Consider the following 26,333-nt stretch of genomic DNA (forward strand, 5'->3'; position numbering starts at 1 on the left):
AGCGCAATGGCAGCCAACCTGGTCAATCTGGAAGCCGTCGACAAGGTGTACGGCACCCGTGCACTGCTCGACGGCGTCTCCCTCGGGGTCAACGAGGGCGACCGGATCGGCGTGGTCGGCCGCAACGGCGACGGCAAGACCACCCTCATCCGCGTCCTCGCCAAGCTGGAGGAGGCCGACAAGGGCCGCGTCACGCACGCAGGCCACGTCACCCTCGGCGTGCTCACCCAGCACGACTCGCTCGACCCCGCCGCCACCATCCGGCACGAGGTCATCCGCGACATGGCCGACCACGAGTGGGCGGGCAACGCCAAGATCCGCGACGTGCTCACCGGCCTCTTCGGCGGGCTGGACCTGCCGGGCTTCGCCGACGGGCTCGACACCGTCATCGGCCCGCTGTCCGGCGGCGAGCGCCGCCGGATCGCGCTCGCCAAGCTGCTCATCGGCGAGCCGGACCTGATCGTGCTCGACGAGCCCACCAACCACCTCGACGTCGAGGGCATCTCCTGGCTCGCCGGGCACCTGCGGGCGCGCCGCTCGGCGCTGGTGTGCGTCACGCACGACCGCTGGTTCCTGGACCAGGTCTGCACGCGCATGTGGGACGTGCAGCGCGGCACCGTCCACGAGTACGAGGGCGGCTACAGCGACTACGTCTTCGCCCGTGCCGAGCGCGAGCGCATCGCCGCCACCGAGGAGGCCAAGCGGCAGAACCTGATGCGCAAGGAGCTCGCCTGGCTGCGCCGCGGCGCCCCGGCCCGGACGAGCAAGCCGCGCTTCCGGATCGAGGCGGCCAACGAGCTCATCGCGGACGTGCCGCCGCCGCGCGACAGCTCCGAGCTGATGAAGTTCGCCAACGCACGGCTGGGCAAGACGGTCTTCGACCTGGAGGACGTGACCGTCCAGGCCGGTCCCAAGGTGCTCATCGAGCACCTCACCTGGCAGCTGGGCCCCGGCGACCGCATCGGCCTCGTCGGCGTCAACGGCGCCGGCAAGACCTCGCTGCTGCGCGCCCTCGCCGAGGCGGCGCGCACGGAGGGCGAGAAGCAGCCGGGCAAGGGCAGGATCACCGTCGGCAAGACGGTCCGGCTGGCGTACCTCTCGCAGGAGGTCACCGAACTCGACCCCGCCAAGCGGGTGCTGGAGGCCGTGCAGCAGGTGCGCGACCGCGTCGACCTCGGCAAGGGCCGGGAGATGACGGCCGGGCAGCTGTGCGAGAAGTTCGGCTTCACCAAGGAGAAGCAGTGGACTCCCGTCGGTGACCTGTCCGGCGGCGAGCGGCGCCGGCTGCAGCTGCTGCGGCTGCTGATGGACGAGCCCAACGTGCTGTTCCTGGACGAGCCGACGAACGACCTCGACATCGAGACTCTCACGCAGCTGGAGGACCTCCTCGACGGCTGGCCCGGCTCCATGGTCGTCATCAGCCACGACCGGTACTTCGTCGAGCGCACGACGGACCGCGTCCTCGCGCTGCTCGGCGACCGCGCGCTGCGGATGCTGCCGCGCGGGCTGGACGAGTACCTGGAGCGGCGGCAGAAGGTCGTCGAGGCCGCAGCGCCTGCGGCGCAGGCTCCGGTTACCGCTGCCGCCGTGAAGCAGAAGTCGGCCGGTGAGCTGCGCGCCGCGCAGAAGGAGCTGCAGAAGATCGAGCGGCGGCTCGACCGCATCGGGGAGCAGGAGGCGAAGCTTCACGAGCGCATCGCCGAGCAGGCGACGGACTTCGAGGCGGTCGCCAAGCTGGACGCCGAGCTGCGTGAACTCGCGGGGGAGCGCGAGGAGCTGGAGATGCGGTGGCTCGAACTGGCCGAGGACGTTTAGGCGGTTCGTCGGCTGCGGGCCGCGTGTGGTTGCTCGCGCCCACGCGGCGGAGCCGCATGATGTGGTAGTCCCGCGCCCCTACGGGGCGCGGTGCAACGGTCTCGTCACGGGCCGGTCTCAGGTGGTGGATTACGCCTGGAATCGGCCCGTTGGCGTAAAGCGGACGGTGATACAAAAGAACGCCCGCTCGCTCTGCCGTTCACCGAGGAAGCCGATGTCACAGCCGCCCCAGCCGGGTCCGCCGCAGGTTCCGCCGACGCCTCCGGGCGCACCGCAGACCCCGCCTCCGCCCGCGCAGGGTGCCGGGCAGGCCTACATGCCGACCCAGGCCTTCGGCGCGGTCGAGCCGCCGCAGCCTCCGGCGGGCGCGCCGCAGACTCCGCCCCCGCCGCCGCCGTCCGCGCCGGGCGGGTTCGGTCCTCCGCAGCAGCCTGCGGGCGGGTACGGCTACCCCCAGACCGCGCCCCCGGCCGCCCCCGGCGGCTACGGCTACCCGCAGACCCCGCCCCCCGCCGCGGGCGGTTACGGGTACCCCCAGACCCCGCCCCCCGCCGCCCCCGGCGGCTACGGCTACCCCCAACAGGGGCCCGGCGGGCCGCAGTACCCGGCAGGCCCCGCCGCCCCGGCGCCCGGCGGCCCGAAGAAGAAGGCCCCCGTGGCGGCGATCGTCGGCGGAGCCGTCGCGCTCGCCCTGCTCGCCGGCGGCGGCATCTGGTACGCCGTCGGCGGCAGCTCCGACAACGGCGGCACCAAGACCGACAGCAGCCAGGCCGGCGGCCCGCAGGGCGGCGGCGGTGGCGGCAAGGACGCCCCGAAGACGATCGACGGCAAGATGCTGTTCAGCGTCGACTCCCCCCAGGTCGACGACCTCGTCAGCGTCAAGGGCACCTGGGTCACCGGCCAGGTCTTCGCCAAGTCCGACGTCTACAAGGTCGTCGGCTACGGCCTGTCCGGCGGCAAGAAGTACGAGATCCCGCTCGACGGCGAGATCTGCTGGGCCTCCCAGCAGGTGACGTCCGACGGCAAGACCGCCGTCCTGGTCAAGGACTCCAAGCCCACGCCGGACAAAAAGTACGGCGGCTCGTGCAACCAGGTCGTCGCCCTCGACCTGAACAACGGCAAGAAGCTGTGGCAGAAGGCCGCCAAGGCCGGTGACCAGCCGGTGAACTTCGGCGAGGTCACCGTCGGCGGCGGCACCGTCGCCGCGGGCGGCACCAGCGGCGGTGCCGCCTGGTCGCTGAGCGACGGCAAGGAGCTGTGGACGCCCAAGGCCGGCGACGACTGCCGGGACGACGGCTACGGCGGCGGCTCCAAGCTGGTCGCGGTGCGCCGCTGCGGCGACTACGCGCGCCCGCAGATGCAGGTGCAGACCCTCGACCCGGCGACGGGCGGCATCAAGTCCACGTACAAGGTGCCCGCAGGGCTGAACTACGTGCACGTGGTGTCAACCGACCCCCTGATGGTCGCGGTTGACGCGGGCGATCACACGGGCAGCGCCGCCTCCGACTTCCTGGCGATCGACGACAGCGCCAAGGAGGGCACGCTGCGCAGCAAGGTCTCCACGCAGAACGGCAAGTTCACGCCGAAGTGCGAGTCGACCAACGTCGAGGGCTGCAAGAAGGTCGTCGTCAGCAAGGACACCCTCTACCTGCCGACCCAGGAGCACCAGAGCGGCAACTCCCAGGAGGTGGGCCGGGTCACCGACATCGTCGGCTTCGGCCTCTCCGACGGCCAGTCCCGGGGCAAGGTCTCGGGCGCGCCGGGCTCCTCGATCACCCCGCTGTCGCTGGACCGCGACGGGTACCTGGTCGCCTACCAGGACCCGACGTACAAGGCCGGCGGCATGGTGATCCGGATCGATCCCAAGACGTTCAAGACCGATGTGCTGATGAAGAACCCGGTCGACACGATCGAGGCCGAGCGCAAGCTCTCGCCGAACTACCAGGACGTGGTGTGGTCGCAGGGCCGCCTGTACATGGGCAACGGCTTTGCCAACAAGGCCGGTCCACTGGGCAAGGACTACCTGGCCCTGGTCTTCGGGGGCGGCTGAGGACCACGTGATCACCAAGTGATCGTTTGACGGCGTCCCGTGCGTGGAAGCCTGTCGAAACCCAGCCGTATCCCTGTCCATCGCGCGTACATGCCTGAACGATCCGTTTCAGTCGCGAAGTACACGTGATTGGCAGGGATTTCGGCATTCCGGGGGACTTCTCACCGGTAAGGGGCGCGGAACGTCGAACAAGCGTGTAGCTTCCGGGGGCAAGAAGGAGCCGGGGAGACGTACGCGGGGCGACAGGGGGGACGCGCATGGGCGTGCGGCTCATGGTGGTCGACGACCACCGTCTGCTGGCCGAGGCGCTCGCCTCGGCATTGAAGTTGCGCGGGCACCGAGTGCTGGCCGCGGCCGCGCCGAGCGCGGGAGCGGCCGATCTGGTGGTGAGCCGCGCGCCCGAAGTGTGCCTGCTGGGCACGGCGGCCCCGGCGGAGCCGGGTGCCTTCGAGCCGGTGGTGCGGATCAAGCGGGAGCGCCCGCAGGTCGCCGTCGTGGTACTGGGCCCGGTGCCCAGCCCGCTGGGGATCGCGGCCGCGTTCGCCGCGGGCGCCTCCGGCTACGTCCGGCACAACGAGCGCATCGAGGGCGTCGAGCGGGCCATGATGAAGGCCCGCGCGGGCGAGGCCGCGGTCGATCCGCAGCTGCTCCAGGGCGCGTTCGCCGAGCTGCTCAACCCGGCGGCCCAGCCGGACGACGAGGGCGCCCGGCTGCTCCAGCTGCTCACCCCGCGCGAGGTGGAGGTGCTGGTGCGGGTCGCCGAGGGCGAGGACACCCGGCTGATCGCCGCGGGCATGGGCATAGCCCCGAGCACGGCCCGTACGCACGTCCAGCGCGTGCTGATGAAGCTCGGCGTGGGCTCCCGCCTGGAGGCGGCCGCCCTGGCCGCCCGCACGGGTCTGCTCGACCGCGCGACGGGCGGCGGCGCCGTCATTCCGGGCGCTGCTCCGCGGGGGGCGGCGGGGGCGTCGGGCGGAGTCTGAGCCAGACGAGGAAGAAGGCGCCGAGGGCGAGCATGCCCAGGCCCGTCCAGAGGTTGATGTTGATGCCCTGCGCCTTCTTCACGTCCGCGTCCGAGGCGGTGATCCCGGCGACGGTGACGATGATCCCGTAGACGGTGAACAGCGCGCCGATGATCCGCCGCACGTCGAAGAGGCGTGCGGCGGTGGCGGAGGTGCGCTCCAGTTCCTCGACGTCGTGCTGGTACTCGAACTCGCTCACACATTCCTCCTGACGGACGGTGGTTACAGGGAGAAGGGCACGTAACAGGCCGCCGCCAGGACGACCGCGCCCCAGCCCAGCAGGGCGGGCCTGCGGTACCAGGCGTCGTCGCCCTCGGCGGCCGGCTCCGCCATGCCGGGCGAGGAGGTCCCGTAGACCAGGCCGGCCAGGGAGGCGGCCGGTTTGGGCGCGGTGCACAGCGAGACCGCGAGCATCACGGCCGCGCCGATCACGAACGCGACGATGGAGGACACGAAGTTGGCGCCCTGGTCGGACGGGATGCCGATGACGCCCTGCTTGTAGAACCAGAAGTAGTTGACCATCGCGGCCACCGTGCCGCTCAGCAGTCCCCAGAAGCCCGCGGCGGCGGTGGCCCGCTTCCAGAACATGCCGATGATGAAGACGCAGAACAGCGGGACGTTGAAGAACGAGAAGAGCGTCTGCAGGTAGTTCATGATGTTGGAGAAGGACGACGCGATGAAGGCCGTCCCCATCCCGATGACGACTCCGACCGCGGTGACCACGCGCCCGGTCCGCAGGTAGTACGCGTCCTCGCGGCCGCGCCGGACGTAGGCGGCCCAGATGTCGTTGGTGAACACGGTGTTGAAGGACGAGACGTTGGCCGCCATGCCCGCCATGAAGGCCGCCAGCAGCCCGGTGACCGCGATGCCCAGCACGCCGTTGGGCAGCAGGTCGCGCATCAGCACGGGAATCGCGTCGTTGTAGCTCAGGTCGCCGCCCGCCCTGCCGAGCGAGGGCTCCATGACGAGCGCGATGAGCCCGGGGACGACCACGACCATCGGGATGAACATCTTGGGGAACGCGGCGATCAGCGGCGTGCGCCGGGCGGCGCTGAGGTTCTTCGCGGACAACGCGCGCTGTACTTCGGCGAAGTTGGTGGTCCAGTAGCCGAAGGACATCACGAAGCCGAGGCCGAGCACGATGGTCAGCCAGTTGGCGCCCAGCGGGTTGGGGTGCCCGATGCCCGTACCGCCCCAGGCGCTCAGGAAGTCGTCGCCGTGCGAGGCGGTGAGCGAGTGGCTCAGCCCGTGCCAGCCGCCGACCCGCTTGAGCCCGACGATCGTCAGCGGGATCAGCGCCGCGAGGATCACGAAGAACTGCAGCACCTCGTTGTAGATCGCCGAGGAGAGCCCGCCGAGCGTGATGTAGGCGAGGACGAAGAAGCCCGCGACGACGATCGCCACCCACTGCGGCCAGCCCAGCAGCGCCTGCAGCACGATGGCCATGGCGTACAGGTTGACGCCCGCGATGAGCACGGACGACACCGCGAAGATGACCGAGCTGAGCAGGTGCGAGGACGGCCCGAAGCGGTGCAGCAGGAACTCCGGCACGGATCTGACCTTCGAGCCGTAGTAGAACGGCATCATCACCAGGCCCAGGAAGACCATGGCCGGGATGGCGCCGATCCAGTACCAGTGCACGGTGTAGGCGCCGTACTGTGCGCCGTTGGCGGCCATGCCCAGGATCTCGGTGGCCCCGAGGTTGGCGGCCACGAAGGCGAGTCCGGTCACCCAGGCGGGCAGCGAGCGCCCGGAGAGGAAGAAGTCCAGGCTGGTGCGCACCGAGCGGCGGGCGGCGAAGCCGATGCCCAGGACGACCACGAAGTACAGGGCCAGGATCGTGTAGTCGAGCCCGTTGACGGGCAGCCGGAGCCCGTCGGCCAGGGGCATGGGCGCCGTGGTCGCCATGGACGTCATGGGCGGATCACCTCACTCGACGTTGACTGAGTTGTTGGGTCATGATTCCTTGTGTTCGGTTGTGTGTGAAGGTGTTGAGGCCTGCCAGTTGAGGAGAGCCATCGTGAAGAAGACCGCGACCCGGCTCGCCGACGGCCGTGAGCTGCTCTACTACGACTCCCGCGACGACGCGGTCCGGGACGCCGTGGACCGGCGGCCGCTCGGCGCCACCGTCACCGCCTCCGAGATCCGCCGCGACCCGCTGCTCGGCGACAGCGTCGCCATCGCCTCCCACCGCCAGGAGCGCACCTACCACCCGCCCGCGGACCAGTGCCCGCTGTGCCCCTCGCGGGACGGGCGGCTCACCGAGATCCCCGCCGCGGACTACGAGGTCGTGGTCTTCGAGAACCGTTTCCCCTCCCTGGCCGGCGACTCCGGCCGCTGCGAGGTCGTCTGCTTCACCTCCGACCACGACGTATCCTTCGCCGACCTCGACCCCGGGCGGGCCGCCCTGGTCCTCGACGCCTGGACGGACCGGACGGCCGAACTGGCCGCCCTGCCCGCCGTCGAACAGGTCTTCTGCTTCGAGAACCGCGGCGAGGAGATCGGCGTCACGCTCGCTCACCCGCACGGCCAGATCTACGCCTACCCGTTCGTCACCCCGCGCACCGAGCGCATGCTGGCCTCCGCCGCCGCGCACGCCGCCCGCACCGGCGGGCGCAACCTCTTCGACGACACCGTGGCGCAGGAGTACGCCGACGGCCGCCGGATCGTGCTCGACTCCGACCACTGGACGGCGTTCGTCCCCTACGCGGCCCACTGGCCGTACGAGGTGCACCTCTACCCGCGGCGCCGCGTCCCGGACCTGCTCGCGCTGGACGCCGCCGCGCGCACAGAGTTTCCACAGGTCTACCTGGAACTGTTGAGGCGCTTCGACCGGATCTTCGGCCCGGGCCGGCCGCCGACCCCCTACGTCTCGGCCTGGCACCAGGCGCCCTTCCGCCACCCGGAAAGGACCGAATTCGCCCTCCACCTCGAGCTCTTCACCATCCGCCGCTCTCCCGGCAAGCTGAAGTTCCTCGCAGGTTCCGAATCCGGCATGAACGTGTTCATCAACGATGTGCCGCCCGAGGCCGCGGCCCGCCGACTGCGAGAGGCAGCAAGCGCATGAGCAACAGCACGTTCCTGGTCACCGGCGGCGCGGGCTACGTGGGCAGCGTCGTCGCGGCCCACCTGCTGGCCGCCGGGCACGCGGTGACCGTCCTCGACGACCTCTCGACCGGACACCGCGAGGCCGTCCCGGACGGGGCGTCCTTCGTCGAGGGCCGCGTCCAGGACGCGGCGCGGTGGCTCGACGGCTCGTACGACGCCGTGCTGCACTTCGCCGCCTTCTCCCAGGTGGGCCAGTCGGTCGCCGACCCCGAGCCGTACTGGCGCAACAACGTGGGCGGCACAGCCGACCTGCTCGCCGCCATGCGGGACGCGGGCGTCCGCCGCCTCGTCTTCTCCTCGACGGCGGCCACGTACGGCGAACCGGCCACGGTGCCGATCACCGAGGACGCCCCGACGGCACCCACCAACCCGTACGGGGCCACCAAGCTCGCCGTCGACCACATGATCGCGGGGGAGTGCGCGGCCCACGGCCTGGCCGCCGTCTCGCTGCGCTACTTCAACGTCGCGGGCGCGTACGGCCGTTACGGCGAGCGGCACGCGCCGGAGACGCACCTGATCCCGCTGGTGCTGCAGGTGGCACTGGGGCGGCGGGAGGAGATCTCGGTCTACGGCGACGACTACCCGACCCCCGACGGCACCTGCATCCGCGACTACATCCACGTCGCCGACCTCGCCGAGGCGCACCTGCTGGCCCTGGACGCCGCGCGCGAGGGCGAGCACCTGGTCTGCAACCTCGGCAACGGCAACGGCTTCTCGGTCCACGAGGTCGTCGAGACCGCGCGGAAGGTGACCGGCCACCCGATCCCGCAGCGCACCGCCCCGCGGCGCCCCGGCGACCCGGCCGTGCTGGTCGCCTCCGCCGAACGGGCCGCGGCACGGCTGGGCTGGCGCCCGCGCCGCCCCGACCTGGCCGGAATCGTCGAGGACGCCTGGGAGTTCGCACGCCGATGACGACGACTGCCGAGAACTTCCGCACGGTGTACGGGAAGCCGCCCGCCGGGGTGTGGGCCGCACCCGGCCGCGTCAACCTGATCGGCGAATACACCGACTTCAACGACGGCTTCGTGATGCCGTTCGCGCTGCCGCAGCGCACGCGGGTGGCGGCCGCCCCGAGGGCGGACGGCGTACTGCGCCTGCACTCCCGGGAGGCGGGGGAGGGCGAGGCCCGGGGGTGGGCCGCCTACCCGGCGGGCGTGGCGTGGGCGTTGCGCGAGGCGGGCCTGCCCGTGGGCGGCGCGGACGTGTACGTGGAGAGCGACGTGCCGGTCGGCGCGGGACTGTCCTCGTCCGCGGCCCTGGAGGTGGCGACGGCGCTCGCGCTGACCGGGCTGTACGGGGTGGAGCTGCCCCGCCCCGAACTGGCCCGGCTGGCGCAGCGGGCCGAGAACGCGTACGTCGGGGTGCCGTGCGGAATCATGGACCAGACGGCATCGGCGTGCTGCCGGGCCGGGCACACCCTGCACCTCGACACGCGCGACCTGTCGATGCGGCAGATCCCCTTCGGGCTGGAGGGGTGGGGGCTGCGGCTGCTGGTGATCGACACGCGCGTCAAGCACGACGTGGGCGACGGCGCGTACGCGTCCCGGCGGGCGGGCTGCGAGGCCGCTGCGCGGCGGCTCGGGGTACGGGCGCTGCGGGATGTTTCCGTCGGCGAACTGGGGTCGGTGCTGGGGGAGTTGCCCGCTGCGGAACGCCCCTTGGTCCGGCACGTGGTGACGGAGAACGGCCGGGTGGAGCGGGTGGCAGCCCTGCTGGCGGAGGGGGATGCGCGGGCGGTCGGCCCCCTGCTGACGGAGGGGCATGCATCACTGCGCGACGACTTCGGGGTGTCCTGCGCGGAACTCGACCTGGCGGTCGCCACGGCGGTCGGGGCGGGCGCACTCGGGGCACGCATGACGGGCGCCGGCTTCGGTGGTTCGGCGATCGCCCTGGTGGAGGCGGCGGATACGGAGGCGGTGACGAAGGCGGTCACCGAGGCCCTCGGGACGTCGCGGGTGTTCGCGGTGGTGGCGGGGGAGGGGGCGCGGCGGGTGTTGTAGGCGCCCCGGTCCCACCCTTTCGCCGTTTCCTGGGGGCTGCGCCCCCAGACCCCCCTTGTCGCGGCTCCGCCGCTCGTCCTCAAACGCCGGACAGGCTGAAATCAGCCCGTCCGGCGTTTGAGGACACCGCGCGCAGCGCGGTCCGGGGTTCGGGGCGGAGCCCCGAGAAACGGCGAAAGGGTGGGACCGGGGCCTCTAAAACGCCTTCACCAGCACGTGGTTGGTCAGCCCCGGCGGATAGTCCGCCAGCGATGACAACAGCCGGTACCCCACCCGCCGGTAGAACTCCGGCGCCTGGAAGTCCCAGGTCTCCACCTGGCTGCCGATGCAGCCGTACTCCTCGCGCGCCACCCGCTCCGCCCGCCCAACGAGGCGCGAGCCGACCCCCGCGCCGCGGTGCACCGCGTCAACCCACAACAGCTCCACGTGCAGCCATTGCCACTGCACACGACCGACGAGCCCGCCCACCAGCTCCCCGCCCCCGCCGACCGCGTAGGTCTCCAGCGGCTGCGCCTCCATCGCCGGGGTGCCCCGTAACGCCCGCAGCGCGGGCGACCGTTCGTCGTTGGCGCTCTGCAACCGCGCAAGGACAACATCGCGTCGTTCCGGGTCGTTCACCGCCTCAATACTGAACATAAAGCTCACCATAAACACCGGGGCCAGGCAGTTTTGCCAATCCGCTTCCGTTGTCGTACCCCGGCCGTACGCTGATGCACAGTGCCGGTGGGGGCCGGCGCTGATCAGGGGGCGAGACAGGCAGGTACGACGCCCGGGGCGGGGTGGTGTCAGGTCACGGCGGCGGCCGTGCACGGCGTAGGGCCCCGGGTTCGGGCGCCGTACCCGCACTGCTCCGTCTGTCCGGAGATGGGGGTGTCTGTGGCACGAATTCGGGTACTGGTGGTCGACGACCACCGCATTTTCGCCGAGTCGCTCGCCGCCGCCCTCGCGGCCGAGCAGGATGTGGACGTCTCGGCGGCCGGCAGCGGGCCGGCGGCGCTGCGCGCGGTGGAGCGCGCGGCAGGAGAAGGGCGGCGCTACGACGTGCTGCTGATCGACGCCGACCTCGGCACGGTCGGCGCGGACGGTGTGCGCGTACCGCCCCAGCTCCGGGGCCAGGGCCCCGGGCCGGACGGCCAGGGGGCCGTCGCGGAGAGCGCGGTGGACGGCATCTCGCTGGTGGCGCGGGTGCGCGCGGGCCACCCGGGCGTGCGCACGGTGGTGCTGGCCGAGCGGGACGACCCGCGCCGGGCGGCCGCCGCGCTGCAGGCCGGGGCCGGCGGCTGGGTGGCGAAGGACTGTTCGCTGTCCCGGCTGCTCGCGGTGATCCGCGGGGTGCTCCGGGACGAGACGCACCTGCCGCCCGCCCTGCTGACGGGCGTGCTCCGCGAGCTGACGGCGGCGCGCAAGCACCGCACGGAGAGCGAGCGGCTCGTCGAGTCGCTGACCCCGCGCGAGCGGGAGGTGCTGCGCTGCATGGTGGCCGGGCTCGGCCGCAAGGCGGTGGCCGAGCGGCTGTATCTGTCCCCGCACACGGTGCGCACGCACATGCAGAACGTGCTGGGCAAGCTCGGCGTGCACTCCACGCTCGCCGCGGTGGCGCTGGCCCGGCGGGCCGGCGTGGGCCCGGTGGACTTAGCCGGGGACGTTGTCGAACGGGGCGGTCAACTGGCGTAGCAGTCGCGCCAGTTCGCCCCGCTGGGCGGGGGAGAGCTCGGCGAGGATGGCGCGCTCCTGGGCCAGCAGTCCGGCGAGCGCCTGGTCGGCGCGGTCCCGGCCCTCGTCCGTGAGGCGGACGAGCACGCCGCGCCGGTCGTTGGGGTCGGGCTCGCGCAGCACGAGGCCCTTCTTGGCGAGCCGGTCGATGCGGTTGGTCATGGTGCCGGAGGTGACCAGGGTCTGGGTCAGCAGCTGGCCCGGCGAGAGCTGGTAGGGCGCGCCCGCCCGCCGCAGCGAGGTCAGCACGTCGAACTCCCAGGGCTCCAGCTGGTGCTCGGAAAAGGCGAGCCGCCGCGCCCGGTCGAGGTGCCGGGCGAGCCTGCTGACGCGGCTCAGCACTTCGAGTGGTTCCACGTCGAGGTCAGGGCGCTCTCGACGCCACGCCGCGACCAGCCGATCGACCTCGTCCTCCATGGGATCAGTGTAGTTGGTCTGTCGACATGAAGTCTCTTGACGTCAAGATAATTGGCGGGGGATGCTGGAAGGGCCACGCCAGGTCACTCCTCGCAGGAGGCTCACCATGCCCGTCTGGGATCCGCAGCAGTACCTCCGCCACGCGGGCCCGCGCACCCGCCCCTTCCAGGACCTGCTGGCCCGGGTCCCCGAGCTGCCCGGCAGCCCGGCCCGCATCGCCGACCTGGGCTGCGGCCCGGGCAACGCGACGGCGCTGCTGGCGGAGCGCTGGCCCGACGCGCACATCACGGGCTACGACAACTCGGCCGCGATGCTGGAGGAGGCGCAGGCGTACGCCGGGGAGACGCTGCGGGGCGGCCGCATCGACTTCGCGTACGGGGACCTGACGCAGTGGTCCGCGCCGGGGGCGCGGTACGACCTGATCGTCTCGAACGCGGCGTTCCAGTGGGTGCCGGGCCACGCGGAGGCCTTCCCGGCGCTGCTGGCGGACGTGGCGCCGGGCGGCACGTTCGCCTTCCAGGTTCCGGGAAACGGGGACGCCCCGAGCCATGCGCTGCTGCGCGAGCTGTGCGGGTCGCTGCGCTGGCGGGACCGCTTGGGGGTGGCGGGGCGCCGCATGGTGGACGTCCGCGAGCCCGCGGACTACCTGGAGCGCCTCGCCGCGCTCGGCTGCGAGGTGGACGCGTGGGAGACGACGTACCTCCACCTGTTGGAGGGCGAGGACCCGGTCCTGGAGTGGCTGAAGGGGACGGGCCTGCGGCCGGTGCTGACGGCATTGGCGGATGCCCCCGCCGAGCGGGCGGAGTTCCTCGCGGAGTACCGCGACCTGCTGCGCAAGGCCTACCCGGCGGGGCCGCGCGGAACCGTCTTCCCCTTCCGGAGGATCTTCGTGGTGGCCCGGAAGGCGGGCTGAGCGGGTTCGGCACCGCCGGTCCGCTCCGCGGTGGTTGCTCGCCGCGGCGGCGGATTCAAGGGGCGTGTGCCGCCCCTTGGCCCCCGGCTCGCGCGTTCAAGGAGCGCAAGCGCCCTTGAACCGCCCTGCCGAGGGGCAGTCGCCCCCCGTCAGGGCCGGGGTCCAAAGGTGCGCCCGCACCTTTGAATCCGCCGCAGCGGCGAGCAACCACCGCGGAGCGGACCGGCGGTGCCGAACCCGCCGCAACCGGGTTGCCCCGCGCCCCAACGCGCCGTCAGGCGCGCCGGTGCCCCACAAGCCGCGGCTTCGGCTCAAGGCCGTCCAGCCCGTGCCACGCCAAGTTGACCAGATGGGCCGCCACTTCGGCCTTCTTCGGCTTGCGGACGTCCAGCCACCACTGGCCCGTCAGGGCCACCATGCCGACCAGCGCCTGCGCGTACAGCGGCGCCAGCTTCGGGTCGAAGCCGCGGGCCTTGAACTCCAGGCCCAGGATGTCCTCGACCTGCGTCGCGATGTCGCTGATGAGCGAGGCGAACGTGCCCGTCGACTGCGCCACCGGCGAATCCCGCACCAGGATGCGGAAGCCGTCCGTGTACGTCTCGATGTAGTCGAGGAGGGCGAACGCCGCCTGCTCCAGCAGCTCCCGCGGGTGACCCGCGGTCAGCGCGCCCGTCACCATGTCGAGCAGCTGCCGCATCTCCCGGTCGACGACGACCGCGTACAGCCCCTCCTTGCCGCCGAAGTGCTCGTAGACCACCGGCTTGGAGACCCCGGCCTTGGCCGCGATCTCCTCCACCGAGGTGCCCTCGAAACCCCGCTCGGCGAACAGGGCGCGACCGATGTCCAGCAGCTGCTCCCGGCGCTCCGCGCCGGTCATCCGCACCCGGCGGGGCCGGGCGCGCCGGGGAGCCGGGGCCTTCGGGGAGGAGCTGGGGGAAGAGTCATTGCTGTCGATCGTCGCCACACCGTCCATCATGCCTCCCCCAGCTAACGCTGGGGGCACCCCCAAGGGGCACGCTCCTCCTCCCGGTTTCCCCCGGGCGCCCGACGCGAGTCGATCCGGCTCGCGCTCGGCCAGCGCACGTCGTACGCCCAGCCGGCCTTCTCGAACCAGCGGATGAGGCGGGCGCTGGAGTCGAGCTGGCCCCGCAGCACGCCGTGCCGGGCGGACGTCGGGTCGGCGTGGTGCAGGTTGTGCCAGGACTCGCCGCACGACAGGACCGCGAGCCACCACACGTTGCCCGAGCGGTCACGCGACTTGAACGGCCGCTTGCCGACGGCGTGGCAGATCGAGTTGATCGACCACGTCACGTGGTGCAGCAGCGCCACCCGCACCAGCGAGCCCCAGAAGAAGGCCGTCAGCGCGCCCTGCCACGACCAGGTGGCCAGGCCGCCCACCAGCGGCGGGAGCAGCAGGGAGACGACCGTCCAGAGCACGAACTGGCGCGAGACGGCGCGGATCACCGGGTCCTTGATGAGGTCCGGCGCGTATTTGTGCTGCGAGGTCTGCTCCTCGTCGAACATCCATCCGACGTGGGCCCACCACAGGCCCTTGAGGAGCGCCGGCACCGTCTCGCCGTACCGCCAGGGGGAGTGCGGGTCGCCCTCGGCGTCGGAGAACTTGTGGTGCTTGCGGTGGTCGGCGACCCAGCGCACCACCGGTCCCTCGACCGCGAGCGAGCCCATGACCGCCAGTGCGATCCGCAGCGGGCGCTTCGCCTTGAAGGCGCCGTGGGTGAAGTAGCGGTGGAAGCCGATCGTGATGCCGTGGCAGCCGATGTAGTACATGGCCACCATCAGGCCCAGATCCAGCCAGCTCACTCCCCACCCCCAGGCCAGCGGGACGGCGGCGAGCAGCGCGAGGAACGGCACGGTGATGAACAGCAGAAGGGTGATCTGTTCGATCGAGCGCTTGCTGTCGCCGCCGAGAGTGGCGGACGTAATCGGGGTGTCCTGGGCCTTCGGCGCGTCTTCGAGCACGTCGGGGCTTGCAGTCATGGGTTCCCTCGAGGGAGTCGGAGCATGGCTACGGTTCCGTAACCTACGGCATCGTAAGTATGGCAGGGCGCCCGCCGGGGGCAAGAGGGCTGCGGGGCACCGCGCGTCGGGCGGGGTCCGGGCGGAGACCTATGCTGGGGGCGTCGGACAGCGCGGTCCGCCACCCCTCCAGATGCTCAGAACTTCGCAAGGAGCCGCACCTGTGAGCAGTGCCGACCACACCAATGCCGCCCTGCGGGCCGATATCCGCCGCCTCGGCGATCTCCTCGGTGAGACGCTGGTCCGCCAGGAGGGTGACGAACTTCTCGACCTGGTCGAGCGCGTGCGCGCCCTGACCCGTACGGACGGGGAGGCGGCCGCCGAGCTGCTGGGCGCCACCGACCTGGAGACCGCCGCCCGGCTGGTGCGGGCCTTCTCCACGTACTTCCATCTGGCGAATGTCACGGAGCAGGTGCACCGCGGCCGCGAGCTGCGCGCCAAGCGGGACGCGGAGGGCTCGATCCTGGCCCGTACCGCGGACCAGCTGAAGGAGGCCGACCCCGAGCACCTGGCGCAGACCGTGCAGCACCTGCAGGTGCGGCCGGTGTTCACCGCCCACCCCACCGAGGCCGCCCGCCGCAGCGTGCTCAACAAGCTGCGGCGCATCGCCGAGCTGCTGGACGCGACCGCCACGGGCACGGGCGACAAGCGCCGCACGGACCTGCGGCTGGCCGAGAACATCGACCTGCTCTGGCAGACCGACGAGCTGCGCGTGGCCCGCCCGGAGCCGACCGACGAGGCCCGCAACGCGATCTACTACCTGGACGAGCTGCACGCCAACGCCGTCGGCGACGTCCTGGAGGACCTGGCCGCGGAGCTCGACCGCGTGGGCGTGCAGCTGCCCGCCGGCACCCGCCCGCTGACCTTCGGCACCTGGATCGGCGGCGACCGCGACGGCAACCCCAACGTCACCCCCGAGGTGACCTGGGACGTGCTGATACTGCAGCACGAGCACGGCATCACCGACGCCCTGGAGCAGGTGGACGTGCTGCGCGGCGCGCTGTCGAACTCCATCCGCAACAGCGGCGCCACCGAGGAGCTGCTCACCTCGCTGCAGCGGGACCTGGAGCTGCTGCCCGAGATCAGCCCCCGCTACAAGCGGCTCAACGCCGAGGAGCCCTACCGGCTCAAGGCCACCTGCATCCGCCAGAAGCTCGTCAACACCCGCGAGCGGCTGGCCCGCAACACCCCGCACGAGGAGGGCCGCGACTATCTGGGCACCGGCGAGCTCCTCGCCGACCTGCTGCTCATCCAGGACTCCCTGCGCGCGCACCGCGGCCGGCTGATCGCCGACGGCCGGCTGGAGCGGGCGATCCGCACCCTGGCCGCGTTCGGGCTGCACCTGGCGACCATGGACGTCCGCGAGCACGCGGACGCCCACCACCACGCGCTCGGCCAGCTCTTCGACCGCCTCGGCGAGGAGTCCTGGCGCTACGCCGACATGCCGCGTGACTACCGGCGCCGCCTGCTGGCCAAGGAACTGCGCTCACGGCGCCCGCTGGCCCCGATGCCGGCGCCGCTGGACGCGGACGGGCAGAAGACGCTCGGCGTCTTCCACACCGTCCGCGAGGCGCTGGAGTGCTTCGGGCCCGAGGTCGTCGAGTCGTACATCATCTCGATGTGCCAGGGCGCCGACGATGTCTTCGCGGCGGCCGTCCTGGCCCGCGAGGCCGGGCTGGTCGACCTGCACGCCGGCTGGGCGAAGATCGGCATCGTGCCGCTGCTGGAGACCACGGACGAGCTCAAGGAGGCCGACCGGCTGCTGGACGAGATGCTGGCCGACCCCTCCTACCGGCGGCTGGTCTCGCTGCGCGGCGACGTCCAGGAGGTCATGCTCGGCTACTCCGACTCCTCCAAGTTCGGCGGCATCACGACCTCGCAGTGGGAGATCCACCGTGCCCAGCGCCGGCTGCGCGACGTCGCGCACCGCTACGGCGTGCGGCTGCGGCTCTTCCACGGCCGCGGCGGCACGGTCGGCCGCGGCGGCGGCCCCACCCACGACGCGATCCTGGCGCAGCCGTGGGGCACGCTGGAGGGCGAGATCAAGGTGACCGAGCAGGGCGAGGTCATCTCGGACAAGTACCTCATCCCGTCCCTGGCCCGGGAGAACCTCGAACTCACCGTGGCGGCCACGCTGCAGGCATCCGCCCTGCACACGGCGCCGCGCCAGTCGGACGAGGCGCTGGCGCGCTGGGACGCGGCGATGGACACCGTCTCGGACGCGGCGCACGACGCGTACCGGCGCCTGGTCGAGGACCCGGACCTGCCCGCGTACTTCTTCGCCTCGACCCCGGTCGACCAGCTCGCGGACCTGCACCTGGGCTCGCGCCCGTCCCGCCGCCCCGACTCCGGCGCGGGCCTCGACGGCCTGCGGGCCATCCCGTGGGTCTTCGGCTGGACGCAGTCCCGCCAGATCGTCCCCGGCTGGTACGGCGTCGGCTCGGGCCTGAAGGCGGCCCGCGAGGCCGGGCTGGAGACGGTGCTGGAGGAGATGCACGAGCACTGGCACTTCTTCCGCAACTTCCTCTCCAACGTGGAGATGACGCTGGCGAAGACGGACCTGCGCATCGCGCAGCACTACGTCGACACGCTCGTCCCGGACGAGCTGCGGCACGTCTTCGACACCATCAAGGCGGAGCACGAGCTGACGGTGCGCGAGGTTTTGCGGGTGACGGGGGAGGGCGAACTGCTCGACGCGAGCCCGGTGTTGCGGCAGACGTTCCACATCCGGGACGCGTATCTGGACCCGATCTCGTATCTGCAGGTGTCGCTGCTGCACCGCCAGCGGGAGGCCGCTGCGCGGGGCGAGGGGGCGGATCCCTTGCTGGCGCGGGCGCTTCTTCTCACCGTCAACGGTGTGGCGGCAGGTTTGCGCAACACCGGCTGACAGTGCGGGCCGTATGTGGCTGGTCGCGCAGTTCCCCGCGCCCCTGACAGGGCGCGGGACCGGGACCCGGGGCCGTGGCCCCGGGGCACCCCCGCCTACGAGTTGTAGATCCCCTGCGCCCGCTCCAGGCCGTCCACGATCAGCGACTCCACCGCGTCCGCGGCGCGGTCGACCTCGTAGGCCAGGTCCTTCCGTTCCGCCGACGAGAAGTCCTTCAGGACGAAGTCCGCCACCTGCATCCGCCCCGGCGGGCGTCCGATGCCGAAGCGGACGCGGCAGTAGTCCGGGCCCAGGGCCTTGGTGATGGACTTGAGGCCGTTGTGGCCGTTGTCGCCGCCGCCCAGCTTCAGCCGCAGCGTGCCGTAGTCGATGTCCAGCTCGTCGTGCACGGCGATCACGTGGTCCGCCGGCACCTTGTAGAAGTCGCGCAGTGCGGCCGTCGGGCCGCCCGACAGATTCATGAACGACATCGGCTTGGCGACCACCACGCGGCGGCTGGACACGCCGGGGGTGCCGAGCCGGCCCTCCACCACCTGGGCCCGCGCCTTGTGGGCCTTGAACCTGCCGCCCATCCGCTCCGCGAGCAGGTCCGCGACCATGAAGCCCACGTTGTGGCGGTTGCCCGCGTACTCGGGGCCGGGGTTGCCGAGGCCCACGATCAGCCAGGGGGCGCTGGAGTCGTCCGTCATCTGCATGTCTCCTTCATAGCGAACCGCCGCCCCGCTCCAGCGGAGCGGGGCGGCGGCAGCGGTGTGCTATCGGGGCGAGGCTCAGGCCTCGGCGCCCTCGGCCTCGACCTCGGCGGCGGCACCGGCGACGACGTGCAGCACGACGGCGTCGGCCTCGACGGCCAGCTCGACACCGGCCGGCAGGACGACGTCCTTGGCCAGGACGGAGGCGCCGGCCTCCAGGCCCGCGACGGAGACGGTGACGGCCTCGGGGATGTGGGTGGCCTCGGCCTCGACCGGCAGGGCGGTCAGCGTGTGCTCGAGCAGGTTGCCGCCGGGGGCCAGCTCGCCCTCGGTGTGGACCGGAACCTCGACGGTGACCTTCTCGCCGCGCTTGACGACCAGCAGGTCGACGTGGACCAGGAAGCCCTTGAGCGCGTCGCGCTGGACCTGCTTGGGGATGACCAGCTCGTCGCGGCCCTCGATGTCCAGGGAGAGCAGGACGTTCGGGGTCTTGAGGGCCATCATCAGGTCGTGGCCGGGCAGGTTCACGTGGACCGGCTCGGAGCCGTGGCCGTAGACGACGGCGGGGACCAGGTTGGCGCGGCGGTCGCGGCGGGCGGCGCCCTTGCCGAACTCGGAACGGACGGCAGCGGCGAGCTTGATCTCGGCCATGGTGCACTCCTCGGAGGCTTGAACTGTGCGGGGCGGTCACCCGGCCCACGACAGGCCTGCTACGAAGAGCGCGTCGATAACGGACCACCGCACACCCATGAATGGGGACGGCCTCCCTCGCCGAGCAACTCGATGAGTCTACCCGGCGGGGAGGCCGTCCAGAAATCGATCAGCACACAAGTGCTACTGAAAGATCGTTACGCCTGCTCGTCGAAGAGGCTGGTGACCGAGCCGTCCTCGAACACCTCGCGCACGGCGCGCGCGATGGTCGGGGCGATCGACAGGACCGTGATCTTGTCGAGCTCCAGCTCGTTCGGCGTGGGCAGGGTGTTGGTGAAGACGAACTCGCTCACCTTGGAGTTCTTCAGGCGGTCCGCGGCCGGGCCGGAGAGCACGCCGTGCGTCGCGGTGACGATGACGTCCGCGGCGCCGTGGGCGAACAGGGCGTCCGCGGCGGCGCAGATGGTGCCACCGGTGTCGATCATGTCGTCGACGAGGACGCAGACGCGGCCCTCGACGTCACCGACGACCTCGTGGACGGTCACCTGGTTGGCGACGTCCTTGTCGCGGCGCTTGTGGACGATCGCCAGCGGCGCGCCCAGCCGGTCGCACCAGCGGTCGGCGACGCGCACGCGGCCGGCGTCGGGGGAGACGACGGTGAGCTTGTCGCGGTCGACCTTGGCGCCCACGTAGTCCGCGAGGATCGGCAGCGCGAACAGGTGGTCCACCGGGCCGTCGAAGAAGCCCTGGATCTGGTCGGTGTGCAGGTCGACCGTGAGGATGCGGTCCGCACCGGCGGTCTTGAACAGGTCGGCGACCAGGCGGGCGGAGATGGGCTCACGGCCGCGGTGCTTCTTGTCCTGACGGGCGTAGCCGTAGAACGGCACGATCACCGTGATGGAGCGGGCCGAGGCCCGCTTCAGCGCGTCGATCATGATCAGCTGTTCCATGACCCACTTGTTGATGGGAGCCGTGTGGCTCTGCATCAGGAAGCAGTCGGCGCCGCGCGCGGACTCCTGGAAGCGGACGTAGATCTCGCCGTTGGCGAAGTCGAATGCCTTGGTCGGGACCAGGCCGACGCCCAGCTGGTGCGCGACCTCCTCGGCAAGCTCGGGGTGGGCGCGGCCGGAGAAGAGCATGAGCTTCTTCTCGCCGGTCGTCTTGATCCCGGTCACAGCACAATCTCCTTGGATGTCGCTTTGTGTGCGCTTATCACGGTACGCCCCGCACGGCGTCCCGGTGTCACGGTCACTGCTCTCCGTCGGTGTTCCGGTGAGCTGCGGAAGCGGCGTCTGCGGCGGCGCTTCCCGGGCGCTTGCGCGCCACCCAGCCCTCGATATTGCGCTGCTGGCCGCGGGCGACGGCCAGGGCGCCCGGGGGCACGTCCTTGGTGATGACCGAGCCGGCGGCCGTGTAGGCGCCGTCCCCGATCGTGACAGGAGCCACAAACATGTTGTCCGAACCGGTCCGGCAGTGCGAGCCGATCGTGGTGTGGTGCTTGCTGACGCCGTCGTAGTTCACAAACACGCTGGCGGCACCGATGTTGGTGTACTCGCCGATCGTGGCGTCGCCGACGTACGACAGATGCGGGACCTTGGTGCCCTCGCCGATCTCGGCGTTCTTCATCTCGACGTAGGCCCCGGCCTTGGACTTCCGGCCCAGGTTCGTACCCGGACGGAGGTAGGCGAACGGGCCGACGACGGCGCCCTCGCCGATCCGCGCCGAGACGGCGACCGTGGTGTCGACGCGCGCGCCGGCGCCCACGGACACGTCCGTCAGGCGGGTGTTGGGGCCGACCTCGCTGCCTGCGGCCAGGTGGGTGGCGCCGAGGAGCAGGGTGCCGGGCTGGACGAGCGCGTCGGGCTCGAAGGTGACGGTGACGTCGACCCAGGTGGTGGCCGGGTCCACGACGGTCACGCCGCTCATCATCGCGGCGTGCAGCAGGCGCTCGTTGAGCAGCTTGCGCGCCTCGGCCAGCTGGACGCGGTTGTTGATGCCCAGGATCTCCCGGTGGTCGCCGGCCACGGCCGCGCCCACCCGGTGCCCGGCCTCGCGCAGGATGCCCAGGACGTCGGTCAGGTACTCCTCGCCCTGGCTGTTGTCCGTGCGGACCTTGCCGAGCGCGTCCGTCAGCAGCTGGGCGTCGAAGGCGAACACCCCGGAGTTGATCTCGCGGATGGCGCGCTGCTCGTCGGTGGCGTCCTTGTGCTCGACGATCGCGGTCACGGCGCCGGTCGCGGCGTCGCGCACGATGCGGCCGTAGCCGGTGGAGTCCGGGACCTCGGCCGTGAGGACCGTGACCGCGTTGCCGTCGGCGGCGTGGGTGTCCGAGAGGCGCCCGAGCGTGTCGCCGGTCAGCAGTGGGGTGTCGCCGCAGACGACCACGACGGTGCCGTCGAGCGCGATGCCGCTGTCGGAGAGCTCCTCGAGGCCCATGCGCACCGCGTGCCCGGTGCCGTTCTGCTCGTACTGCACGGCCGTGCGGACGCCGGGGTCGATCTCGGCCAGGTGCGCGGAGACCTGCTCACGGGCGTGGCCGACGATGACGACCAGGTGCTCCGGGTCCAGTTCGCGGGCGGCGGAGACGACGTGTCCGACGAGGGAGCGGCCGCAGAGGGTGTGCAGGACCTTGGGGGTCGCCGACTTCATGCGGGTACCCTCACCCGCTGCGAGGACGACGACGGCTGCCGGGCGGTTGGCGCTCACGGGTGTGTCCTTTGGCTTCGAGTGGTGGACACCCGAAGGATACCGGTGAGTCTTGCGGCCGAAACGCGCCCCGGGAACGACTGCCTGGTCAGGGCCTCGGAGCGGGACGGAAATCACGGGAAGAACCCGGAAGGAAACGGTAGGGCCCGGAGGAAACCGGAGGAAACCGAAGAAAGCCGAAGAAAAAGGCCCGGAACGGAAGCTCCCCCGCCAGGACTCGAACCTGGAAAGACGGCACCAAAAACCGTAGTGTTGCCAATTACACCACAGGGGATAGCAATCTCACCCGAATCGGACATTGGCCAAGACCTGTCCGCCGGGTACCCCACACTATGCCGTACCGCCGCCCTCCGACGCGACGGTATGTGCCCTTGTACTGCTGCGCACCCCGGGAAAAGCGGTGGCACCCGCCCGTAGTCTGGGTGGTATGACCACAACGGGGGCAATCACGGACGCAGGCGCGCGCGGCGCGCCTGCGGGGCCGTGGTGGTGGGCGCGCCGGCGGGGCCTGGCGCTGGACGCGGTGCTGGCCTTGGTGTCGGCGCTCGAATGCATGCTGGAGGGCGTCTCCTTCGCGAACGAGGCCGGACTGCCGGCCGCGCTCGTCGGCCTGGCGGGGATACCCGTGGGGGCCACGCTGCTGCTGCGGCGGCGCTGGCCCGTCGCGGTGGTGCTGGTGTCCATCGCGATCACCCCGGCCGAGATGGGCCTGCTGCTCGGCATCGTCGGCCTCTACACCCTCGCGGCCTCGGACGTCCCGCGCCGCATCATCGTCGTCCTGTCCGGCGCCTCCTTCGCCGGGACGCTGGTCGTCACCCTCGCGCGCTTCCACCGCGACATGCCGCAGGACGCCTACCGCCCCGGATTCTGGGCGACGCTGGTCTTCTCCCTGGTGATGGCCCTCGGCCTGACGGCGCCGCCGGTGCTCATGGGCCTGTATGTCGGCGCCCGCCGCCGCCTGGTGGAGAGCCTGCGCGAGCGCGCCGACGGCCTGGAGCGGGAGCTGTCCCTGCTGGCCGACCGCGCGGAGGAGCGGGCCGAGTGGGCCCGCAACGAGGAGCGCACCCGGATCGCGCGCGAGATGCACGACGTGGTGGCCCACCGGGTGTCGCTCATGGTGGTGCACGCGGCGGCCCTGCAGGCGGTGGCCCTCAAGGACCCCGAGAAGGCGTCCCGCAACGCGGCCCTGGTCGGTGACATGGGCCGGCAGGCGCTGACGGAGCTGCGCTCGATGCTGGGCGTCCTGCGGACGGCTTCGGACGTCCCCGCTGCTCCCGCCCCGGAGGAGCCGGAGCGGCTCGCGGCCGTGGCGGCCGCCGCGTCGGCGCGGGTCAAGGCGGCCGGGGACGCCGCCGGGCCGTCGCTGGAGGAGCTGGGCGACCTGGTCGAGCAGTCGCGCACGGCCGGGATGGTCGTGGAGCTGTCCATGGAGGGCGATGAGCGGTCGTACGCGGCGCCGGTGGAGAGCACGGCCTACAGGGTGGTGCAGGAGGCCCTGACGAACGTGCACAAGCACGCACCCGGCGCGAAGGCCGTGGTGCGCGTGGCGCACCGGGCGGCGGAGGTCGCCCTCCAGGTGGAGAACGGCCCGTCGGACGGCCCCGGCCCCGGCCTGCCGAGCGGCGGCAACGGCCTGATCGGCATGCGGGAGCGCGTGGCCGCGCTGGGCGGGGTGTTCGTGTCGGGACCGACGGATGCGGGGGGCTTCCGGGTGTCGGCGGTGATACCGGCTTAGGGGGTGCCGGGGCGCCCGGAAGGGGCGCGGGGAACTGCGCGACCGGCCACGACGCGCCCGCAGCCGAGGTTCTCGGGGCTTCGCCCCGGCCCCCCGGGGTAGTGCGTCGACCCCGGGTCGGCGGTGGCTGGTCGCGCAGTTCCCCGCGCCCCTGACGGGGCGCGAATACGGCGCACGAAGATCCGCCGGACAGGCTCTAGGCCTGGCGGGCCCCCGCCGACAGCCGCGACGGCCGCATGCCCGTCACCAGCGTGCCGATCGCATGATCGATGTCCGACCCCAGATACCAGTCGCCCGCATGGTCCAGCCCGTACACCCGCCCGTGCGCGTCGATCGCCAGCAGCGCCTGGCCGTCCAGCTCCTGGCCCAGCGGACACACGTCCGCCCCCAGCGCCCGCCCCAGGTCGGCGACGGTCCGGGCCAGGTGCAGCCCGTGCATCGGGTCGATCTCGAACGGTGTCGGCGCGATGTGCCGCCCCGGTCCGGACGACGCGATGCGCAGTCCGCCGAACTCCGCCCACGCCTCCACGGCCGCGGGGAAGACGGTGTGCCGGTGCCCGGCGGGCGAGACGTGGGCGCGCAGGGCGTCGGCCCACTGCTCGGCGGCCTTGATGTCCCAGCGTCCGGGCTGCCACCCGGCCTCGCGCAGGGCCACGTCGACGGCGACGGGGAAACGGGTGGCGGCGGTGCGGTCGAAAGCGCGCATGGTGTGGTGGTCAGTTCCTGCCATGGGTCGAGGGGGCCGGGTCGACGGAGCGTACGCCGAAGTGGGCCAGCAGCGCGGTACAGGAGCGGCAGGGCGGGGCGTAGCCGCCGTGCAGCGGGTCGCCGTCCTCGCGGATGTGGCGGGCCGTCAGCTTGGCCTGCTTGAGGGCTCGCCGGGCCTCGCCGTGGGTGAGGGGTTTGCGGGAGGCGCGTTTGCTGCGGCCGCCCTCGAAACCGGTGAGGAAGCGGGTCAGCAGGACCGCTTCCGGGCAGCGGCCGGTGAAGCGCTCGCGGCGGTCGCTGGTGAGGGTGTCCAGAAAGTCCTGGACGAGCGGGTGCAGCCGGGGCGGCTGGTCGGCCTTGCCGCCGGTGCAGGTGAGGGTCTCGCCGCGGACGGAGAGCGCCGCGGCGACCGCGGGCAGGATCCCGTCGCGCCGGTGCAGCAGTGCGGGCGGTCTGTCCGCGTCCTCGGTGGAACTCCAGGTGAGCCGGGGGTCGCCGGGCGTACCGCCCTCGGTCTGGCGGTCCTGAGTCGTGTGCATGGTGGTACTTCCCTCCCGTGCAATCCCCCTGTTGCGGGGATCAGACTGCCAAATGGGGTGGCGGGTGCGGAAGGCAGGTCGGCGTTGCGTGCGCCTGGTGTGCCGCGTGATGGCTGAGGGGGCACGAGTTGTCGCCGTGGGAGTGGAGCTGCGGCGGGGTCATATCGGTATTCACGCCGCGCCGGTGTACGCGGTTGCAAGCGCCGGTCGGATGTCGGCGGCATAGGCGCGGGGCGGGTGCGGGGCAGCGGCGGAATCCCGTCTTGCGGCACCGCATAGGCTTGTCGGTCACGAGGTGTGCTCGGCCTGCGGCCGGGTCTCCAGGAGACAGCAGGCAGTCAGTAGGGGGCTTCCGCCATGACTTCAGGTCGGCTCGGGCAGCAGGCCGCGCCACCGAACGCGGCCTATGCCGGGCAGGTCGTGCACTTCCCGGACCCGGTCCGGCACGCCCGTCATCCCAAGGGCGTCCGGGTGGACGAGAACGGCTTTCCGGACTTCTCCGCGTACGCCAGGGCCGCCGCCGAGATCGCGGAGCCCCCGGAGGGCTTCGGCGTCGACGAGCTGCGGCTGACCGACTACGTGTCGGCCAACGCCGCGCTCTGCGCGGCGGGCCACGAGCTGTGGGCGAGCATGCCGCCGGTGGCCACCCCGCACGGCTGGACCTGGCACCACGTCGCGGGCACCCGGCGCCTGGAGCTGGTCCCCGTCGAGGTCAAGGCGCTGCTCCGGCACCACGGTGGCCTGACGACGGCCCTCGTGGACCAGGACAAGCGCGGCACCCGCCCGCTGCAGGAGACCCGTCCCGTGCACTTCGCGCTCCCGCAGCGGGAGCTCGCGGTGACGGAGGAACAGGTCCAGGGCGTCGAGGAGGACCTCGGCTACCGTCTGCCGGACGCGTACCGCTCCTTCCTCAAGGCGGCGGGCGGCTGCGCGCCCGTGGGCGCGGCGCTGGACGCGGAGCTGGGCCTGCTGATCGACCAGCCGTTCTTCACGGTGCGCGAGGAGGCGGCGGTCAACGACCTCGTCTACGTCAACAAGTGCCTGCGGGACCACCTCACCAAGGACTACCTGGGGGTGGCCTTCGTCCAGGGCGGCGTCCTCGCCGTCAAGGTGAAGGGCGAGGCGGTCGGTTCGGTGTGGTTCTGCGCGTACGACGACGCCCGGGACCACGACGGCTGGACGGTGCAGGAGCGGGTGGAGCACCTCCTCCTGCCCTGCGGCGAGGACTTCGACGCCTTCCTGATGCGGCTGGCCGGCGGACCGCCGGAGCTGGAGACGGTGGCGAACCTGATGGTGGACGGCGGCTTCGCGTACGCCGTGCCGGTGGAGGGGTGAGCGGC

Annotated in this window: 23 protein-coding genes and 1 tRNA gene; 11 read left to right on the plus strand and 13 right to left on the minus strand. The window is 71.9% G+C overall.

The window, feature by feature from the left end:
• Nucleotides 1–6: 6 nt before the first annotated feature.
• The 3 genes from ACMATS_RS22580 (at nucleotide 7) to ACMATS_RS22590 (ending at nucleotide 4,848) form a co-directional block, all read left to right on the plus strand.
• Entirely contained in the window at nucleotides 7–1,815 is a 1,809-nt protein-coding gene (locus ACMATS_RS22580; protein WP_414168850.1) for an ABC-F family ATP-binding cassette domain-containing protein, read from the plus strand.
• 316 nt (nucleotides 1,816–2,131) lie between these two features.
• The gene (locus tag ACMATS_RS22585; RefSeq protein ID WP_414168851.1) at nucleotides 2,132–3,865 is read left to right on the plus strand and encodes a hypothetical protein; all 1,734 of its coding nucleotides are present in this window, start codon (nucleotides 2,132–2,134) and stop codon (nucleotides 3,863–3,865) included.
• Between the two features lie 257 nt (nucleotides 3,866–4,122).
• Entirely contained in the window at nucleotides 4,123–4,848 is a 726-nt protein-coding gene (locus ACMATS_RS22590; protein ID WP_390780070.1) for a response regulator transcription factor, read from the plus strand.
• On the opposite strand, the gene ACMATS_RS22595 is transcribed toward ACMATS_RS22590, so the two are convergent.
• Both ACMATS_RS22595 and ACMATS_RS22600 read right to left on the minus strand, forming a co-directional pair.
• Nucleotides 4,796–5,086, minus strand: coding sequence for a hypothetical protein (locus tag ACMATS_RS22595; RefSeq protein ID WP_390780071.1), 291 nt, complete (start codon nucleotides 5,084–5,086; stop codon nucleotides 4,796–4,798). The genes ACMATS_RS22590 and ACMATS_RS22595 overlap by 53 nt on opposite strands.
• 23 nt (nucleotides 5,087–5,109) lie before the next feature.
• A complete protein-coding gene (locus ACMATS_RS22600; RefSeq protein WP_414170768.1) occupies nucleotides 5,110–6,777 on the minus strand; it encodes a sodium:solute symporter family protein in 1,668 nt (555 codons plus the stop codon).
• Nucleotides 6,778–6,907: 130 nt separating this feature from the next.
• On the opposite strand from ACMATS_RS22600, the gene galT reads away from it, so the two are divergent.
• The 3 genes from galT to galK are packed head-to-tail and all read left to right on the plus strand — an operon-like array spanning nucleotide 6,908 to nucleotide 9,995.
• The gene (gene galT, locus ACMATS_RS22605; RefSeq protein WP_414168852.1) at nucleotides 6,908–7,954 is read left to right on the plus strand and encodes a galactose-1-phosphate uridylyltransferase; all 1,047 of its coding nucleotides are present in this window, start codon (nucleotides 6,908–6,910) and stop codon (nucleotides 7,952–7,954) included.
• Nucleotides 7,951–8,907 carry a UDP-glucose 4-epimerase GalE gene (galE, locus tag ACMATS_RS22610; RefSeq protein WP_390780073.1) on the plus strand — a complete coding sequence of 319 codons (957 nt, stop codon included), beginning with the start codon at nucleotides 7,951–7,953 and terminating at the stop codon, nucleotides 8,905–8,907. Before galT ends, galE begins: the two co-directional genes overlap by 4 nt.
• Entirely contained in the window at nucleotides 8,904–9,995 is a 1,092-nt protein-coding gene (gene galK / locus ACMATS_RS22615; protein ID WP_390780074.1) for a galactokinase, read from the plus strand. The genes galE and galK overlap by 4 nt, the downstream gene beginning before the upstream one ends.
• Before the next feature lie 195 nt (nucleotides 9,996–10,190).
• On the opposite strand, the gene ACMATS_RS22620 is transcribed toward galK, so the two are convergent.
• Complete coding sequence (locus ACMATS_RS22620; protein ID WP_391149852.1) at nucleotides 10,191–10,631, minus strand: GNAT family N-acetyltransferase; 441 nt, start codon at nucleotides 10,629–10,631, stop codon at nucleotides 10,191–10,193.
• A 240-nt stretch (nucleotides 10,632–10,871) separates the two neighbouring features.
• On the opposite strand from ACMATS_RS22620, the gene ACMATS_RS22625 reads away from it, so the two are divergent.
• Complete coding sequence (locus ACMATS_RS22625; RefSeq protein ID WP_336414970.1) at nucleotides 10,872–11,669, plus strand: response regulator transcription factor; 798 nt, start codon at nucleotides 10,872–10,874, stop codon at nucleotides 11,667–11,669.
• On the opposite strand, the gene ACMATS_RS22630 is transcribed toward ACMATS_RS22625, so the two are convergent.
• On the minus strand, nucleotides 11,628–12,125 hold the full coding sequence (locus ACMATS_RS22630; protein ID WP_390780077.1) for a MarR family winged helix-turn-helix transcriptional regulator: 498 nt from the start codon (nucleotides 12,123–12,125) through the stop codon (nucleotides 11,628–11,630). The two genes, ACMATS_RS22625 and ACMATS_RS22630, sit on opposite strands and share 42 nt — an antisense overlap.
• Before the next feature lie 106 nt (nucleotides 12,126–12,231).
• Between ACMATS_RS22630 and ACMATS_RS22635 the strand changes: the two genes are divergently transcribed.
• Entirely contained in the window at nucleotides 12,232–13,038 is an 807-nt protein-coding gene (locus ACMATS_RS22635; RefSeq protein ID WP_414168853.1) for a trans-aconitate 2-methyltransferase, read from the plus strand.
• Between the two features lie 274 nt (nucleotides 13,039–13,312).
• Here ACMATS_RS22635 and ACMATS_RS22640 read toward each other — a convergent pair whose 3' ends face one another.
• Both ACMATS_RS22640 and ACMATS_RS22645 read right to left on the minus strand, forming a co-directional pair.
• Nucleotides 13,313–14,014, minus strand: a complete 702-nt coding sequence (locus tag ACMATS_RS22640; protein ID WP_390780079.1) for a TetR family transcriptional regulator — start codon at nucleotides 14,012–14,014, stop codon at nucleotides 13,313–13,315.
• 11 nt (nucleotides 14,015–14,025) lie between these two features.
• Nucleotides 14,026–15,036 (minus strand): acyl-CoA desaturase, encoded by a 1,011-nt coding sequence (locus ACMATS_RS22645; RefSeq protein WP_390780080.1) that lies wholly within the window; start codon nucleotides 15,034–15,036, stop codon nucleotides 14,026–14,028.
• Between the two features lie 202 nt (nucleotides 15,037–15,238).
• On the opposite strand from ACMATS_RS22645, the gene ppc reads away from it, so the two are divergent.
• Nucleotides 15,239–17,962 (plus strand): phosphoenolpyruvate carboxylase, encoded by a 2,724-nt coding sequence (gene ppc / locus ACMATS_RS22650; protein WP_390780081.1) that lies wholly within the window; start codon nucleotides 15,239–15,241, stop codon nucleotides 17,960–17,962.
• A 95-nt stretch (nucleotides 17,963–18,057) separates the two neighbouring features.
• Here the strand turns inward: ppc and pth are convergent, their stop codons facing one another.
• The 5 genes from pth to ACMATS_RS22675 all read right to left on the minus strand — a co-directional run bounded on the left by pth (nucleotide 18,058) and on the right by ACMATS_RS22675 (nucleotide 22,285).
• Nucleotides 18,058–18,651 (minus strand): aminoacyl-tRNA hydrolase, encoded by a 594-nt coding sequence (gene pth, locus ACMATS_RS22655; RefSeq protein ID WP_390780082.1) that lies wholly within the window; start codon nucleotides 18,649–18,651, stop codon nucleotides 18,058–18,060.
• Nucleotides 18,652–18,732: 81 nt separating this feature from the next.
• The gene (locus tag ACMATS_RS22660) at nucleotides 18,733–19,305 is read right to left on the minus strand and encodes a 50S ribosomal protein L25/general stress protein Ctc (RefSeq protein ID WP_414168854.1); all 573 of its coding nucleotides are present in this window, start codon (nucleotides 19,303–19,305) and stop codon (nucleotides 18,733–18,735) included.
• A gap of 197 nt (nucleotides 19,306–19,502) precedes the next feature.
• Nucleotides 19,503–20,480 (minus strand): ribose-phosphate diphosphokinase, encoded by a 978-nt coding sequence (locus ACMATS_RS22665; RefSeq protein ID WP_171081852.1) that lies wholly within the window; start codon nucleotides 20,478–20,480, stop codon nucleotides 19,503–19,505.
• 73 nt (nucleotides 20,481–20,553) lie between these two features.
• Entirely contained in the window at nucleotides 20,554–22,011 is a 1,458-nt protein-coding gene (gene glmU, locus ACMATS_RS22670) for a bifunctional UDP-N-acetylglucosamine diphosphorylase/glucosamine-1-phosphate N-acetyltransferase GlmU (RefSeq protein WP_390780084.1), read from the minus strand.
• Nucleotides 22,012–22,213: 202 nt separating this feature from the next.
• Nucleotides 22,214–22,285, minus strand: a tRNA-Gln gene (locus tag ACMATS_RS22675).
• Nucleotides 22,286–22,438: 153 nt separating this feature from the next.
• Between ACMATS_RS22675 and ACMATS_RS22680 the strand changes: the two genes are divergently transcribed.
• Nucleotides 22,439–23,746, plus strand: coding sequence for a sensor histidine kinase (locus tag ACMATS_RS22680; protein ID WP_390780085.1), 1,308 nt, complete (start codon nucleotides 22,439–22,441; stop codon nucleotides 23,744–23,746).
• A 196-nt stretch (nucleotides 23,747–23,942) separates the two neighbouring features.
• On the opposite strand, the gene ACMATS_RS22685 is transcribed toward ACMATS_RS22680, so the two are convergent.
• Together ACMATS_RS22685 and ACMATS_RS22690 are read right to left on the minus strand one after the other, a co-directional pair.
• A complete protein-coding gene (locus ACMATS_RS22685) occupies nucleotides 23,943–24,476 on the minus strand; it encodes an SUKH-3 domain-containing protein (protein ID WP_414168855.1) in 534 nt (177 codons plus the stop codon).
• Nucleotides 24,463–24,993 (minus strand): YwqJ-related putative deaminase, encoded by a 531-nt coding sequence (locus ACMATS_RS22690; protein ID WP_336414979.1) that lies wholly within the window; start codon nucleotides 24,991–24,993, stop codon nucleotides 24,463–24,465. Before ACMATS_RS22690 ends, ACMATS_RS22685 begins: the two co-directional genes overlap by 14 nt.
• Before the next feature lie 357 nt (nucleotides 24,994–25,350).
• Here ACMATS_RS22690 and ACMATS_RS22695 point away from each other — a divergent pair, with 357 nt between their 5' ends.
• The gene (locus tag ACMATS_RS22695) at nucleotides 25,351–26,328 is read left to right on the plus strand and encodes an SMI1/KNR4 family protein (RefSeq protein WP_414168856.1); all 978 of its coding nucleotides are present in this window, start codon (nucleotides 25,351–25,353) and stop codon (nucleotides 26,326–26,328) included.
• Nucleotides 26,329–26,333 lie beyond the last annotated feature (5 nt).

The sequence above is a fragment of the Streptoverticillium reticulum genome (assembly GCF_047456005.1).
GTDB classification, from domain to species: domain Bacteria; phylum Actinomycetota; class Actinomycetes; order Streptomycetales; family Streptomycetaceae; genus Streptomyces; species Streptomyces reticulum.

Bases quoted from the DNA above. Each gene is read 5' to 3' on its own strand.
- ACMATS_RS22580 (WP_414168850.1), top strand. From the start codon at position 7: ATGGCAGCCAACCTGGTCAATCTGGAAGCCGTCGACAAGGTGTACGGC.
- ACMATS_RS22585 (WP_414168851.1), top strand. From the start codon at position 2,132: ATGCCGACCCAGGCCTTCGGCGCGGTCGAGCCGCCGCAGCCTCCGGCG.
- ACMATS_RS22590 (WP_390780070.1), top strand. From the start codon at position 4,123: ATGGGCGTGCGGCTCATGGTGGTCGACGACCACCGTCTGCTGGCCGAG.
- ACMATS_RS22600 (WP_414170768.1), bottom strand. From the start codon at position 6,777: ATGCCCCTGGCCGACGGGCTCCGGCTGCCCGTCAACGGGCTCGACTAC.
- galE (WP_390780073.1), top strand. From the start codon at position 7,951: ATGAGCAACAGCACGTTCCTGGTCACCGGCGGCGCGGGCTACGTGGGC.
- galK (WP_390780074.1), top strand. From the start codon at position 8,904: ATGACGACGACTGCCGAGAACTTCCGCACGGTGTACGGGAAGCCGCCC.
- ACMATS_RS22620 (WP_391149852.1), bottom strand. From the start codon at position 10,631: ATGTTCAGTATTGAGGCGGTGAACGACCCGGAACGACGCGATGTTGTC.
- ACMATS_RS22630 (WP_390780077.1), bottom strand. From the start codon at position 12,125: ATGGAGGACGAGGTCGATCGGCTGGTCGCGGCGTGGCGTCGAGAGCGC.
- ACMATS_RS22635 (WP_414168853.1), top strand. From the start codon at position 12,232: ATGCCCGTCTGGGATCCGCAGCAGTACCTCCGCCACGCGGGCCCGCGC.
- ACMATS_RS22640 (WP_390780079.1), bottom strand. From the start codon at position 14,014: ATGATGGACGGTGTGGCGACGATCGACAGCAATGACTCTTCCCCCAGC.
- ACMATS_RS22645 (WP_390780080.1), bottom strand. From the start codon at position 15,036: ATGACTGCAAGCCCCGACGTGCTCGAAGACGCGCCGAAGGCCCAGGAC.
- pth (WP_390780082.1), bottom strand. From the start codon at position 18,651: ATGACGGACGACTCCAGCGCCCCCTGGCTGATCGTGGGCCTCGGCAAC.
- ACMATS_RS22660 (WP_414168854.1), bottom strand. From the start codon at position 19,305: ATGGCCGAGATCAAGCTCGCCGCTGCCGTCCGTTCCGAGTTCGGCAAG.
- ACMATS_RS22680 (WP_390780085.1), top strand. From the start codon at position 22,439: ATGACCACAACGGGGGCAATCACGGACGCAGGCGCGCGCGGCGCGCCT.
- ACMATS_RS22685 (WP_414168855.1), bottom strand. From the start codon at position 24,476: ATGGCAGGAACTGACCACCACACCATGCGCGCTTTCGACCGCACCGCC.
- ACMATS_RS22690 (WP_336414979.1), bottom strand. From the start codon at position 24,993: ATGCACACGACTCAGGACCGCCAGACCGAGGGCGGTACGCCCGGCGAC.
- ACMATS_RS22695 (WP_414168856.1), top strand. From the start codon at position 25,351: ATGACTTCAGGTCGGCTCGGGCAGCAGGCCGCGCCACCGAACGCGGCC.